The sequence below is a fragment of the Sphingomonas sp. GV3 genome (genome assembly GCF_031082075.1).
GTDB lineage: Bacteria > Pseudomonadota > Alphaproteobacteria > Sphingomonadales > Sphingomonadaceae > Sphingomonas > Sphingomonas beigongshangi.
This window is the reverse complement of record NZ_JARWLE010000001.1, coordinates 1,091,076-1,105,387: the sequence shown is the minus strand read 5'-3', so window position 1 is coordinate 1,105,387 and position 14,312 is coordinate 1,091,076. Positions and strand designations below refer to the sequence as shown.

Below are 14,312 nucleotides of genomic sequence, written 5' to 3'. Positions count from 1 at the left end.
CCTCCCGAATGTTCGTCCCACCTTTCCGGTGTTGCTCGATCGGTAAGGGAAACCGGTGTCATTGACAAGCCGCCCGACCTGACGCTCACGCGAAAAAATCCGTCCAGCGGTTTTCCGACGCCGCGCTCGCCGCATCGCCGATCGCGGACAGGACGGCGCGATCGCCCGACAGCGCGGCGGGAACCAGGAAACCCGCGGCGACGAGACCGTCGACGACGGCATAGGGGTCCCGCGCCGCCGCGATCGCGCGCAAACGCTCCGCCGCGGGATCGATGACCCCGGTGTCAGTATTCGCCCGCGCGATCAGGAACGCGACCCATCCGCCAAGGGCCCGCACCGCATGATCCGGCATCCGCCCCGCCGCACGGTTGGCCGCCAGCGTATCGCCGAGGCGGTAGGGCAGCTTTTGCGATCCGTCCTGCGCGATCTGATCGAGCCGATGCACGATCGCGGGGTTGCGGAACCGCGCCAGGATTGCCTCCGCATACTGACCGAGATCCAGGCCGGGAAGGTCCGGCAGCGTCGGCACGATGTCCTGCCGGATCATGCGCGCGACGAAGTCCGCCAGCTCGGCGTCCGCCATGGCCCCCGCGACATCCGTCGCGCCGCGCAAAAGACCCAGATAGGCCAGCGTCGAATGTGAGCCGTTGAGGATGCGAAGCTTTGCCCGCTCGTAACCGGCCACGTCGTTCGTCACCGTCGCGCCGACGCTCGCCAGCGCCGCGAGCGCCTCGCCGCCGACATCCTCGATCACCCATTGCCGGAACGCCTCGCGCTGCACAGGTATGGCATCCTCCATCCCCAGCGCCGCGGTCGTGTCGGCGATCAGCGCCGCGTCCGTCGCAGGCGTGATCGAGTCGACCATGGTGCAGGGCACGCGTACGCCGGCGGCGATCCAGGCGGCGAGATCCGCATCGCGTTCGGCGGCGAAGGCGACGAGCGCCGCGTGCAACTTGGTGCCGTTGTTGGCCAAATTGTCGCAGGGCATCGGCATGAACGGCGGCGCGCCGGCCGCGCGCCGCGCGGACAGGCCAGCCACCAGCCATCCGACGATGCTGCGCGGCACGCCTCCGGCTAGGTCGTGCGCGATGTCCGGATGCGTCAGGTCCAGCGTCCCGTCGGCGCGCAGGCAATAGCCCTTTTCCGTCACCGTCATCGTCACCAGCTGGACCGCCGGGTCCGCCAGCAGTCCGGCAAGCGCCCGATGGTCGCCAGGGCCCAGGAAGCGCTTGTGCGCACCGATGACGCGCATGGTCGGCGTCGCGTCCCGCACGGCGAGCGTGTACAGCCCGTCCTGTGCCGCCAGCGCTTCGATCGTTCCCGCGCTGCGCAGCGATGCCGCGGCGATTCCCCAGCGCGAATCCCGCGCCAGCAGATCGTCGATATAGCTCGCCTGATGTGCGCGGTGAAAGGCGCCCGGCCCGAAATGCACGATGCCGATCGCCGGCTCCGCTCGCCCAAGGGGCGTCGCGATGCCCGCGGGGATGCTGGCCAATGTGGTCCGTGACAGTCTCATAGCGTGACACCCCGCTTCCAGATCGCGATCTCGCGTTCGCTGTTGCGCTCGGCCGCCGTCGCCGTCCCCGACGCGACCGCGACGATCGTGTCGAGCAGCGCCGCCGATGCCGCGTCGAACCCCTCGTCCAGCACCCGGCCCGCGTCGAAGTCGATCCAGCCGGGCTTGCGCCGGGCAAGGTCGCTGTTCGATGCGATCTTGAGCGTGGGCACGGGGAAGCCGAGCGGCGTTCCGCGCCCGGTCGTGAACAGGATCGCCGTCGCGCCCGCGGCTGCGAGCGCGGTCGACGACACCGCGTCGTTGCCGGGCGCCTCCAGCAGCGTCAGCCCGCGCCGGGTCGCCGCGGTGCCATAGCCGATCACGTCCGCGATCGGCGCGCGGCCCGCCTTCTGTACGGCGCCCAGCGACTTTTCCTCCAACGTCGTGATTCCTCCGGCGACATTGCCCGGTGACGGGTTCTCGGACACCGGTTCGCCATGGTCGAGGAAATATTGCTTGAAGCCGTTGACCACGCCGACGATGCCGTCGAACACCGTGTGATCGACGGCGCGGTCCATGAGCATCTGCTCGGCGCCGAAGATTTCGGGGATTTCGGTGAAGATGACCTGCCCGCCGGCGGCGGCGACGCGGTCGCTGATACGGCCGACGAGCGGATTGGCGGTAAGTCCCGACAGGCCGTCCGACCCCCCGCACTTGACGCCGATCACCAGGTCCGACAGCGGGCGGGGGACGCGTTTCGCCTCCGCAGCCCTGGCGAGCGCGACGACCGCGTCGACGCCATCGGTGACCTCGTCCGTGCAGTCCTGCGCGATCAGCGTGGCGATGCGGGCACGATGATGCGGCGCGATCGCCTCGATCAGGGCGGCGACCTGGTTTTCCTCGCACCCCAGACCGACGATCAGCACGCCACCCGCATTGGGATGGCTGGCCAGCCCGGCCAGGATCGCCCGCGTTCCACCCAGATCGTCGCCCAGCTGCGAACAGCCATGCGGATGCGCGAAGACGTGGACACCGTCGATCAACCCTTCGACCATAGGGGCGGCGCGCGCGGCGATACGCGCGGCGGTACGTGCGACGCATCCCACCGTCGGCAGTATCCAGATCTCGTTCCGTGTCGCGACGCGGCCATCCGCGCGAGGGTAACCGAGGAACGATGCCTCCGGCGCGGAGGGAAGGGCGGCCGGCGGTTGCGGCGCGAAGCGATAGTCCAGCGTCGCGTCGAGCAACGTCGCCAGATTGTGGCTGTGCACATGCCGGCCCGCGGCGATGGGCTGCGTGGCGCGGCCGATCGGCGAACCGTATTTCAGCACCGCCGCGTTTGCCGCGATCGGGACGAGCGCGACCTTGTGGCCCCGGCCGACGTCTTCCGCCAAGGCGATCGAACCGCCATCGACCGAAACGATCTCACCCGCCGCACCGTCGTCCAGCATCGTCGCCACCGTGTCCTCGGGAGCGACCCGCAAAGCCCTTGTCATGCCTGATCCTTGGTAACCGGTGTCACATTTTGGTCCCGTTGCGCCGCGAAAGCAAGGCGGCGGGACTGGCGGGATCACGATCGCCACGATACACCTCGCGCCATGCAGAAGACCGGGCAGTCCACGATCAACGATGTCGCGCGGATCGCCGGCGTTTCCAAGAAGACGGTCAGCCGGGTCATCAACCGCTCGCCTCTCCTCAACGAGGATACGCGGCGGCGTGTCGAAGAGGTGATCGCCGAACTCGGCTACATCCCCAATCCCCAGGCACGGGCGCTGGCGCTCCGTCGCAACTTCCTGATCGGGCTCGTCCACGACAATCCCAATGCGCAGACCGTCATGAACGTGCAGCAGGGCATGCTGGAGGCGCTCCACGGGACGGAGTTCGAAATGGTCGTGCGGCCCTTGGATCGCGGCTCGGCGACGATGCTCGACGACCTGCGTCATTTCCTGGAGCGGCAACGTCTGTTCGGCGTGTTGCTGATGCCCCCGATCAGCGAGAACGATTCGGTCGCGCGGCTGTGCGACGACATCGGTTGCCGGTACGTGCGCATGGGGTCGGCGATGCTCGACGACACGGATCATATGGTCGCCTCGAACGACCGCGAGGCGGTCCATGCCGCGGTCTCGTTCCTGATCGAGCAGGGCCATCGCCGCATCGGCCTCGTTGCCGGTCCGCACGGGTTCCGGTCGGCGCGCGAACGTCGGCAGGGGTTCGAGGATGCGCTGGCGGCGGCGGGTATCGCCCTGCCGCGCTCGATGATCGCCGACGGCAACTACACGTTCGATTCGGGGCTGGTCGCGGCCGAGCGGCTGCTCGACGTCGTGCCACGCCCCACCGCGATCTTCTCCTCGAACGACGAGATGGCGGCGGGCGTCATCCATGCCGCGCGCCAGCGCGGACTCGACATTCCGCGCGACCTCTCGATCGTCGGGTTCGACGACACGCCGATCGCCGCGCATGTCTGGCCGCCGCTGACGACGGTGCGATGGCCGATCGCCTCGATGGCGCGGTCCGCGGCGCTCAAGCTGATCGCCGGCGGCGTCGAGCAGGAGCCGGCGGTGGAGGAGCCGTCGTTGTTCCTGTCCACGCTCATCCGGCGCGGCTCGGTTGCCGTGCCGCGCGAATGAGCACGGGGGTTGCGCCTGCGCCTGACACCGGTTACCCCATGGCCCATCGCTAATCGATAAGCGTTTTCGAGAGGATCACGATGCCAAGGGCGCTACGCCTCGATCCCGACCGCCTGTTTCCCGCTGATGCGGACACCCGTGCGATCGCGCGGGCGCTCTACGCGGACATCGCCGGCCTGCCGATCGTGAGTCCCCACGGGCATACCGACCCACGGTGGTTTGCCGAGGATGCCGCCTGGTCGAACGCGACCGAGCTGCTGCTCGCGCCCGATCACTATATCTTTCGTATGCTGTACAGCCAGGGCGTCGACCTCGACGCGCTGGCGATCCCGCATCGCGCCGGCGTTCCTGCAACGGATCCGCGCGCGGCGTGGCGGCTGTTCGCGAGCCACTATCATCTGTTCCGCGGAACGCCGTCCCGCCTGTGGCTCGACCATGTCTTCGCCGACGTGTTCGGGCTCGACCAGATGCTGGAGGCCGGCACCGCCGACCATTATTATGACGCGATCGGCGACCGGCTCGCGACGCCCGCCTTCCGACCGCGCGCGTTGTTCGATTCATTCCATATCGATTTCCTCGCCACGACCGAGGGCGCGCAGGACAGTCTCGACGCGCATCACCGCATCCGCGCCTCGGGCTGGGGCGGCCGGGTCGTCACCACCTATCGCCCGGATGGCGTGATCGACGTCGAGCATGAGCAGTTCGCGGGCGCGATGCGCCGTTTCGCCGAACTGACCGGCGAGGACGTCTACGACTGGCGCGGCTATCTCGCCGCGCATCGCAAGCGCCGGGCGGATTTTCGCGCCGCCGGCGCCACCGCGACGGATCATGGCCATCCGACCGCGCAGACCGCAAACCTCTCGACCGCCGAATGCGAGACGCTGTTCGGGCGCATCGTCGGCGGCGATGCCGACGCCGCCGATGCCGAGCTCTTCCGCGCGCAGATGCTCACCGAAATGGCGCGGATGAGCGTGGAAGATGGTATGGTGATGCAGATCCATCCGGGCTCGTTCCGCAACCACAATGCCGGCCTGTTCGCCAGCCATGGGCGCGACAAGGGCGCGGACATTCCGACCCGCACCGACTACGTCCATGCGCTGAAGCCGATGCTCGACGTCGTCGGGACGCAGCGTGACCTGTCGATCATCCTGTTCACGCTCGACGAGAGCAGCTACGCGCGCGAGCTGGCGCCGCTCGCCGGCCATTATCCCTGCCTGAAGCTGGGGCCGGCGTGGTGGTTTCACGACAGTCCCGAGGGGATGCGACGCTTCCGCGAGATGACGACGGAGACCGCGGGCTTCTACAACACCGTCGGCTTCAACGACGATACGCGCGCCTTCCTGTCGATCCCCGCGCGCCACGACGTCGCGCGCCGCATCGACTGCGCGTTCCTTGCCCGCCTCGTCGCCGAGCATCGGCTGGAGGACTGGGAGGCGGCCGAGCTCGCGCACGAGCTGACCAGCGGTCTCGTCCGCCGCGCCTATCGTATCGATCAACCCGAACCCGCCGCCGCGGCGGCCTGAGGAAACGCCATGTTCGACCGCACCTATTACGCCACGCATCCCGACATGATGGAATGCGTCTCCAACGACGAACTGCGCGACCGCTATCTCATCCAGGGGCTGTTCCGCGACGGCGAATGCGTGCTGAACTATACGCACGCCGACCGGTTCGTGATCGGCGGCGTGGCGGTCGCGGACGGCGCCGTCAGGCTGCCGGACCAGACGGAGCCCGCGTCCGCCAAGGGCCATCCCTTCCTCGAACGCCGCGAACTCGCGATCGTCAACGTCGGCAGCGTCGAGGGGGGCGTCACCGTCGACGGAGAGACGTTCACGCTGGGCAACAAGGATTGCCTCTATGTCACGATGGGCGCGAAGGACGTGGAATTCTCCGGCGCGGGCGCGCGGTTCTACCTCGCCTCCTGCCCGGCGCATCGGGCGTTCACGACGCGAAAGCTCGGCATCGCCGACGCCAATGCGCTCGAGCGCGGCAGCCTGGCGGAGTCGAACGAGCGCACGATCTACCAGCTCGTCATTCCGGGCGTGTGCGACAGCGCGCAGCTGGTCATGGGCCTGACCGTGCTCAAGCCCGGCAGCGTGTGGAACACGATGCCGCCGCACGTGCACGAGCGGCGCAGCGAGATCTATTTCTACTTCGAGCTCGACAATCTCGACACCGATCGCGTCATGCATTTCATGGGCGAGGGCGAGGCCACGCGCCACATCGTCATGGCGAACGAGGAGGCGGTGATCAGTCCGCCCTGGTCGATCCACATGGGCGCCGGCACCAAGGCCTATGCCTTCATCTGGGCGATGGCGGGTGAGAACCAGGACTATACCGACATGAACGTCCTCGACATCTGCCAGCTGGCCTGATCGCAATGGGCAGCAACCCCTTCGATCTCAGCGGCAGGGTCGCGGTCGTCACCGGCGCCAATACGGGCATCGGCCAGGCGATCGCGGTGGCGCTCGCGGAGGCGGGCGCCGACGTCGCCTGCGTTGGCCGCACGCCCGCCGAGGAAACCGTCGCCCGCATTCGCCAGGCCGGGCGCCGCGCGGAGATCGTGAGCGCCGATCTCTCCACGATCGAGCCCGTCGCGCGCGTCGTCGACGAAACCGTCGCCAAGCTGGGTCGGCTCGACATCCTCGTCAACAATGCCGGGATCATCCGCCGCGCCGACGCGGTCGACTTCACCGAGGCGGATTGGGACGCGGTCGTCGATACCAATCTGAAGTCGGTGTTCTTCCTGTGCCAGGCGGCCGGGCGGCACATGATCGCCAGCGGCGGCGGCAGGATCATCAACATCGCGTCGATGCTGACCTTCCAGGGCGGGATCCGCGTGCCGAGCTACACCGCGTCGAAAAGCGGCATCGGCGGCCTCACCAAGCTGCTCGCGAACGAATGGGCGAAGCATGGCGTGACCGTCAACGCCATCGCGCCCGGCTATATCGCCACCAACAACACCGCCGCGCTGCAGGCGGACGCGGCGCGCAATGCCGCGATCGTCGATCGCATCCCGGCGGGCCGCTGGGGCGATCCGGCCGATCTCGGCGGCGCCGCGGTGTTTCTGGCGAGCGATGCGGCCGCCTATGTGCAAGGCCATATCCTGGCGGTCGACGGCGGCTGGCTGGCGCGGTGACACGGTAACGATCCGCCGCGCGCCGCGGGCGGGGGGGGGAGCTCTCGACGCGCGCGGCGGAAGGGGCAGGCGCTGCCGCGCTGCCCCGCCTCCCGTCGCCTGCGAGGCAGGAGTGGGACGAAAGTAAGGAGAGGGTGGCATGGGCAGATTCCTGGCGTTCGGCGAGATCATGCTGCGGCTCTCGCCCCCCGGCCGCGAGCTGCTCTTGCAGACGCCGCGCTTCGACGTCTGGGTCGCCGGGGCGGAGGCGAACGTCGCGACGCAGCTCGCGCGGCTTGGCCACGACGTCGGTTTCGCCAGCCGCGTCCCCGACAACGACCTTGGACGCCATGCGATCACGACGCTGCGAGGCCATGGCGTGGACACCACCGCGATCCAGCTCGGCGGCGCGCGCATGGGCCTGTACTTCGTCACGTCCGGCGCAGGCCTGCGGGCCACCGAAGTGATCTACGACCGCGCCGGTTCGGCCTTCGCGGAGGCGCCGGCCGCGTCATGGGACTGGGGGGCGATCCTCGCCGGCGTCGACCGGCTGCATCTGTCGGGGATCACGCCCGCGCTCGGGCCCGTTCCGGCGGAGGCCGCGATCGCGGCGGCGGAGGCGGCGACCGCGCGCGGCATCGCCGTGTCGTTCGACGGCAATTGGCGGGGCAAGTTGTGGGAGCGCTGGGACAGCGATCCGCGCTCGATCCTCACCCGCCTCGTCGACCATGCCGACGTCATGTTCGGCAACCATCGCGACGTCGCGCTGCTGCTCGGTCGCGACGATTTCAACGGAGACGGCGAGGACCGCCGCCGCGCCGCGGCCGAAGCCGCCTTCGCCGCCTTTCCGCGCCTGCAGATGATCGCGTCGACCGCGCGCCACGTCGCGCATGTCGACCTGCATCGCCTCGCCGCGCGGATCGACACGCGCGATGCGCAGGTCCAGACCGCCGACGTCGAGCTGGCCGGTATCGTCGACCGGATCGGCGGGGGCGACGCCTTCGCGGCGGGCGTGCTGCACGCGCTCCGCCGCGGCGACGACCTGGAGACGCAGGCGCGGACCGGCCTCGCGCTCGCCGCGCTCAAGCATTCGCTGCCCGGCGACGCGTCGCTGTTCCGCGAGGCGGATATCCAGGCCTATCTCGACGGAGGCCTCGATGTCCGTCGCTGATGGCTGGACGCGGCGCGGCGTCATCGGCGCGGGTGCGGCGCTCGCCGCGAGCGCCGGCCATGCCGCGGTGACGGGCGCCGTCCACACGCGGGCCGGCGATTTCGTCGGCACGCGCGAAGGCGGCGTCCGCGCCTTTCGGGGCATTCGCTATGGCAGCGCGCCGCGCTTCCGCGCGCCCGTCGCATTCGCCGCGCCCGGGCGGACCTTCGCCGCCGACGCCTTCGGCCCGGTATGTCCGCAGCGCGGCCCCTACGCCCCGCAGGACGAGGAATGCCTCTACCTCAATATCTGGACCGCCGAGCCGGATGCGCGGGCGCGCAAGCCGGTGATGCTCTACATCCACGGCGGCGCCTATTCGAATGGCAGCGTCACCGACCCGCTGAACGACGGGCAGCTACTCGCCGCCCGGGGCGACGTCGTCGTGGTCACGGTCAATCACCGTCTCAACGCGCTTGGCTATCTCTATCTTGCCCGGCTGGACCCTCGCTTCCCGGACAGCGGCAATGCCGGCCAGCTTGACCTGATCCTCGCGCTGAAATGGGTGCGTGACCATATCGTCGCGTTCGGCGGCGACCCGTCCCGCGTGATGGTGTTCGGCCAATCGGGTGGCGGCGCGAAGATCGCGACGATGATGGGCATGGTGGCGGCACGCGGCCTGTTCCACCGCGCGGCGACGATGAGCGGGCAACAGGTCACCGCGTCCGGTCCGCTCCACGCCACCGAGCGCGCGCGCGCGTATCTGGCGGCGTTGAAGGTGCCCGAGCGCGATCTGTCGGCCTTGTTCGCGGTGCCGGTGCCGCGGCTTGTCGAGGCGCTCGACGCGCGCGATCCGATCCTGGGCGGCGGGCTGTATTTCGGCCCGGTGCTCGACATGACATGGCTGACGCGCCATCCCTTCTGGCCCGATGCCGATCCGATCGGCAATCCCATCCCCATGATGCTCGGCAACGTGCATGACGAGACGCGCGCGTTCCTGTCGCCCGACTCGCCGTTGGTGCGTGGCCTGACCTGGGACAATCTCGCCGATCGGATGGCGCCGGAGCTGAAGATCGACATCCTTCCCGAATGGGTCGTCGCGCAGTATCGCGCGCGCTATCCCGACTGGTCGCCCACCGACATCTTCTACGACGCGACCACCGCGGGCCGAAGCTGGCGGGGCCAGGTGATCGAGGCGGAGGCGCGCGCCGCCGCCGGGGTGCCCGCTTTCGTCTATCAGGTGGACTTCACCTCGCGTACCGATCCGCGGCGCCGCGCCTTCCACACGATGGACATCCCGCTCGTGTTCGGCACCTTGGGCGCGGCCGGATCGCAGACCGGAACCGCGGCGGATGCTCGTAGCGCCAGCGCGGCCATGCAGGACAGTTTCGTCGCCTTCGCCCGCACCGGCGATCCCAACCATGCCGGACTGATGCGCTGGCCCCGCTATGCGCTCGACAGCCGCGCGACGATGATCTTCGACACGCGGTCCCGCGTGGAGCAGGACCCTCGGCGCTGGCAGCGCGAATTGTTCGCGCGCGTTCCCTACGTCCAGCCGGGTACCTGATCCGGCGCAGCCGCGAAGGACCCTCAAATTGTTTCGAAGGACCATCCCAAACGGTGTTGACACCGGTTACCGTAGCGCGCACAAACAGCGTGGGCGAAGCGGGCCGAGACCCGCTAACCCCGGGGAGGATCGAGGAAAAGCGCGACGGCTTCGCGTGAAAGGCCCTCCCTGGACATGGATTTGCACCCGGTTGCTTACGTCATGTGCGTAACCGGTGTCAGAACGAGTCGCCTCCGTCAGGGGGCACAGGGGAGAGTGAGATGGCGGACGGTTTCGCGGTGCTGAAGACGGCGCGCACGCGTCAGTTGCGGGGGATTTCGGCTGGTGCGCTGATGCTCGCGCTTGCCATGCCGGGTATCGCGCTGGCGCAGGCCGCGCAGGTTCCGGCTACGCCCACGCCGGGCAATCCGCCCCATGTCGATCCCTCTCCGGCGCAGACCGCGGTCGTCCCGCCCGCCGCCACGCCGGGCGAGGCGGCACCGCAGGCGGCGGACGAGGCCGCGGTCACCGCGCCGCAGCAGGACGACGCCAATGCGCCCGATATCGTCGTCACCGGCTTTCGCCGGTCCCTCGACGCGGCGCTCAACGTCAAGCGCGAGTCGGTCGCGGCGGTCGACGCGATCGTCGCGGAGGATATCGCGAAATTCCCCGATCAGAACCTGGCGGAATCGCTGCAGCGGATCCCGGGCATCTCGATCCAGCGCGACGCGGGCGAGGGGCGGGCGATCACCGTCCGCGGACTCGGCGCGCAGTTCACCCGCGTCCGCGTCAACGGCATGGAGACGGTCGCCACCTCCACCGACGGCGCCAGTGCCAATCGCGATCGCGCGTTCGACTTCAACGTCTTCGCGTCCGAGCTGTTCAACTCGATCGTCGTCCACAAGACCGCCGAGGCTTCCCTCGACGAGGGCTCGCTCGGTGCGGTTGTCGACCTCAACACCGGCAATCCGCTGGGCGGGAAGCGGGGCGTGACGCTCGTCGGCTCGACGCAGGCGAGCTACAACGACCTTTCGAAGAACTGGGGGCCGCGCATCGCCGGCCTGCTGTCCTACAAGAACGAGGCGGGCACGTTCGGCGCCTCGGTCTCCGCGGCCTATAGCAAGACCAACAACCTCGAGCTCGGCAACAACACGACGCGCTGGGCACAGGCGCGCTTCGACTCGGTCGATGGCGTTCCCTGTTTCTATTCCAGCAACACCAGCAGCACGCGCGTCGCCAATGCCGGCGGTTTCTACCGGCCCAGCACGGCCTGTACCCAGGCGGCGCTCGCCTTCCATCCGCGCATCCCGCGCTACGGCGAGATCCGCCATGATCGCGAGCGGTTGGGCATCACCGGCAGCATCCAGTTCGCACCGAGCGAGGCGACGAAGGTGTCGATCGACGGCCTCTACTCGCGCTTCAAGGAAGACCGCGAGGAAAAGTGGGGCGAGGTGCTGCTCCGGTCGAACGAACGCTCGATCGACGTGCTCAACCCCAAGTACGATTCGAACGGCAACATGGTCGCCGCGACGCTGAACGACGCCTATGTTCGCACCGAACATTATCTGCGCCGGTCGGAAACGGAGTTCTACCAGATCGGCGGCAGCTGGGATCAGAACGTCACCGACAAGTTCCGTTTTACCTTCCTGGGCGGCATATCGAAATCGGACGCGTCGATCCCGATCGAGACGACCTTCGTCTTCGACAACCGGTCGGCGCAGAATTACAGCTACGACTATACCAATTCGCGCAGCCCGGTGCTGAGCTTCGGCACCTCGATGACCGATCCGGCGAACTTCCAGCTCGCCGAAATCCGCGACCGGCCGTCCGACACGGTCAACAGGTTCCGCAACGCGCAGCTGCGCACCGAATGGGATGTGACGGACGGCTTCCAGATCAAGGCGGGCGGCGTCTACCGGCGCTTCTCGTTTGATACCAAGGGCTATACCCGCGACGCGGTCGTCTGCCCGGCGGCGGGCAAGGACGCCGTGCTCGGCACGATCACCTGCACGGCGCCCAGCCAGTTCGGCGCTGGCGCGGTCTATGGCTATCCGGCGACTGGGCTGTCCGAAAGCTTCACGCTCGGCAATGCTGGCCAGCCGGGTGGCACGACGACCACATGGCTCATTCCCAACATCGCGGCCTCGGCGGCCTATACCGGCCTCTACAATCGCGCGCTGACGCCCGATGCCGGCAACATCCGCAGCGTGATCGAGGCGGTGAAGGGCGGCTATCTCGAGTTCGATGTGAAGGGCGACATCCTCGGCCTGCGCTACGCGGCCAATGCCGGCGTGCGTTACGTGCACACCGACCAGACCTCGAGCGGACTGAGCAGCGGTACGCCCGTCACCGTGAAGCGCAACTACGATGACTGGCTGCCGGCGCTCAACGTCGCGCTGTTCCCGACGGAATCGATCATCGTTCGCGGTGCGATCTCGAAGGTGATCACGCGCCCGACCCTGGGCAACCTGACGCCCGGCGGTTCGATCGACGGCTTCAACTACCGGATCACGTTCGGCAATCCGAACCTCGATCCGTTCCGGGCGACGTCCTACGACCTTGCGGCCGAATGGTATTTCGCGCCGCAGTCGCTCTTCTCCGTCGCGCTGTTCAAGAAGAACGTCGACAGCTTCCCCGTTTCGGTGACGACGACCGGAACCTTCGCCTCGACCGGTCTGCCCACCTCGATCATCCCGCCCAGCTCGCCCGCCAAGGCGAACCCGGAGGGGCAGCTGTGGACGATCAACTCGGTCACCAACGGCACGGGTGCGTCGCTCAAGGGCGTCGAGCTCTCGTTCCAGACGGCGTTGCGGTTCCTGCCCGGGTTCCTGAAGAACTTCGGCGTGATCGCCAACACGACGCTGATCGATTCCACGGCGACCTATTCGGTGTCCGGCCCCACGGTAAACGACTGCGTCCCCGCCGCCAATCCGGCCGCGGCCTGCACGTTCGGCCCCAATGTCGCCACGCGCCGCACCGCGACGCTGTTCGGCCTGTCCAAGCGCGCCTGGAACGGCACGCTCTATTACGAGGATGCGAAGTTCAGCGCGCGCGGATCGGTCAGCTACCGCGGGCCGTACATCGACGCCAACAGCGGTACGGGCAACGTGTTCGAAGGGTATAACTCGACGATCAACGTCGACGCCTCCGTCCGCTACAAGCTCACGCCGAACGTCGAGGTCTCGCTCGAAGGCACGAACCTGACCGACGAATATCGCGATCGCTACACCGACCTCGATGCCAATCGGAACTACGAGTACAACCACTTCGGCCGCACGGTGCTGATCGGCGCGCGCTTCAAGATGTGATCCTCCCCTGGCGCGCCGGCCGATCGCGGCCGGCGCGCCGCTTCGTCATCGGGACACGTGATGGCTTCGATCGATCGCAGGCAGGCGCTCGTCGCCACCTTCGCCACCAGTATTGCGGGACGTCTGCCCGCTGCCCCGACGCCTGCGCGCGTCGAGCCCGACGAGACGATCGCGCTCTGGCCAGGCCTGGCGCCGGGTATGCCGGCGACGCCCCCGGTCGAGACCGTCGAGGATCGCAGCAAGGATGCGCAGGCCCCCGATCGCGCGGTACGCGGCATCGTGCGGCCTCGTCTCGCCGTGTTCCGCCCCGCGACGCCCAATGGCACCGCCGTCCTGGTCGCGCCGGGCGGCGGCTATCGCTGGGTCGTCGTCGACAAGGAGGGCTATGAGATCGGACGCTGGCTGGCGGCGCGCGGCTATACCGTCTTCGTCCTGTTCTACCGTCTGCCGGGCGACGGCTGGGCGGCGGGACCCGACGTCGCTTTGTCCGATGCCCAGCGCGCGATGCGGCTGATCCGTCAGCGGGCCGCCAGCTATGGATTAAGGACCGATCGGGTCGCGGCCATGGGATTTTCGGCGGGGGGCCATGTCTGCGGCGATCTCGCCACGCGATACGACGCGCGCGTCTATGCGCCGGTCGATGCGGCCGATGCCTTGTCGGCGCGTCCCGACGTGGCGGCTCCCATCTATGCCGTCCAGTCGATGGCGGCGCCGATGGCGCACAAGGGGTCGCGCGACCTGCTGATCGGCGCCGATGCGTCGCCCGCGCGCGAGCGGGCGCATACGCCCGCCCACAACGTGACGCGCGCGACGCCGCCCTGCTTCATGGTGCACGCCGAGGATGACGATGTCGTGCCGATCGACAATACGCTCGCCATGCGCGCGGCGCTGAAGGCGGCCGGCGTCGCCGTCGAGACGCATCTGTTCGCGGAGGGCGGTCACGGCTTCGGCCTGCGCCGCGCGCAGGGGCGGCCGGTCGCGATCTGGCCGGAGCTCTTTCATCGCTGGGCACAGACGCACGGATTGGGATGAGCGGCCGATCGCGACAGAGCCGCCGTTAAGGGAGAGAGA

10 protein-coding genes are annotated in these 14,312 nt (G+C 68.6%); 8 read left to right on the top strand and 2 right to left on the bottom strand.

The features are described 5' to 3' along the window. Nucleotides 1-85 precede the first annotated feature (85 nt). Both RF701_RS05030 and RF701_RS05025 read right to left on the bottom strand, forming a co-directional pair. Complete coding sequence (locus RF701_RS05030; protein WP_308814288.1) at nucleotides 86-1,516, bottom strand: mannitol dehydrogenase family protein; 1,431 nt, start codon at nucleotides 1,514-1,516, stop codon at nucleotides 86-88. Beyond that, complete coding sequence (locus RF701_RS05025; RefSeq protein ID WP_308814287.1) at nucleotides 1,513-2,991, bottom strand: altronate dehydratase family protein; 1,479 nt, start codon at nucleotides 2,989-2,991, stop codon at nucleotides 1,513-1,515. Before RF701_RS05025 ends, RF701_RS05030 begins: the two co-directional genes overlap by 4 nt. Nucleotides 2,992-3,093: 102 nt before the next feature. On the opposite strand from RF701_RS05025, the gene RF701_RS05020 reads away from it, so the two are divergent. The 8 genes from RF701_RS05020 (at nucleotide 3,094) to RF701_RS04985 (ending at nucleotide 14,273) form a co-directional block, all read left to right on the top strand. Further along, on the top strand, nucleotides 3,094-4,122 hold the full coding sequence (locus RF701_RS05020; protein ID WP_203310872.1) for a LacI family DNA-binding transcriptional regulator: 1,029 nt from the start codon (nucleotides 3,094-3,096) through the stop codon (nucleotides 4,120-4,122). A gap of 80 nt (nucleotides 4,123-4,202) precedes the next feature. Further along, the gene (uxaC, locus tag RF701_RS05015) at nucleotides 4,203-5,645 is read left to right on the top strand and encodes a glucuronate isomerase (protein ID WP_308814286.1); all 1,443 of its coding nucleotides are present in this window, start codon (nucleotides 4,203-4,205) and stop codon (nucleotides 5,643-5,645) included. 9 nt (nucleotides 5,646-5,654) lie between these two features. Beyond that, nucleotides 5,655-6,497, top strand: a complete 843-nt coding sequence (kduI, locus tag RF701_RS05010) for a 5-dehydro-4-deoxy-D-glucuronate isomerase (protein WP_308814285.1) — start codon at nucleotides 5,655-5,657, stop codon at nucleotides 6,495-6,497. A 5-nt stretch (nucleotides 6,498-6,502) separates the two neighbouring features. Then, nucleotides 6,503-7,261 (top strand): 2-dehydro-3-deoxy-D-gluconate 5-dehydrogenase KduD, encoded by a 759-nt coding sequence (gene kduD, locus RF701_RS05005; protein WP_210358374.1) that lies wholly within the window; start codon nucleotides 6,503-6,505, stop codon nucleotides 7,259-7,261. 139 nt (nucleotides 7,262-7,400) lie between these two features. Then, nucleotides 7,401-8,411: a sugar kinase gene (locus tag RF701_RS05000; protein ID WP_308814284.1), complete on the top strand. Its 1,011-nt coding sequence runs from the start codon at nucleotides 7,401-7,403 to the stop codon at nucleotides 8,409-8,411. After that, the gene (locus tag RF701_RS04995; RefSeq protein WP_308814282.1) at nucleotides 8,398-9,954 is read left to right on the top strand and encodes a carboxylesterase/lipase family protein; all 1,557 of its coding nucleotides are present in this window, start codon (nucleotides 8,398-8,400) and stop codon (nucleotides 9,952-9,954) included. Before RF701_RS05000 ends, RF701_RS04995 begins: the two co-directional genes overlap by 14 nt. 260 nt (nucleotides 9,955-10,214) lie before the next feature. After that, the gene (locus tag RF701_RS04990) at nucleotides 10,215-13,241 is read left to right on the top strand and encodes a TonB-dependent receptor (RefSeq protein ID WP_210358377.1); all 3,027 of its coding nucleotides are present in this window, start codon (nucleotides 10,215-10,217) and stop codon (nucleotides 13,239-13,241) included. Nucleotides 13,242-13,301: 60 nt separating this feature from the next. Then, nucleotides 13,302-14,273 carry an alpha/beta hydrolase gene (locus tag RF701_RS04985; protein ID WP_210358378.1) on the top strand — a complete coding sequence of 324 codons (972 nt, stop codon included), beginning with the start codon at nucleotides 13,302-13,304 and terminating at the stop codon, nucleotides 14,271-14,273. Nucleotides 14,274-14,312: the final 39 nt, after the last annotated feature.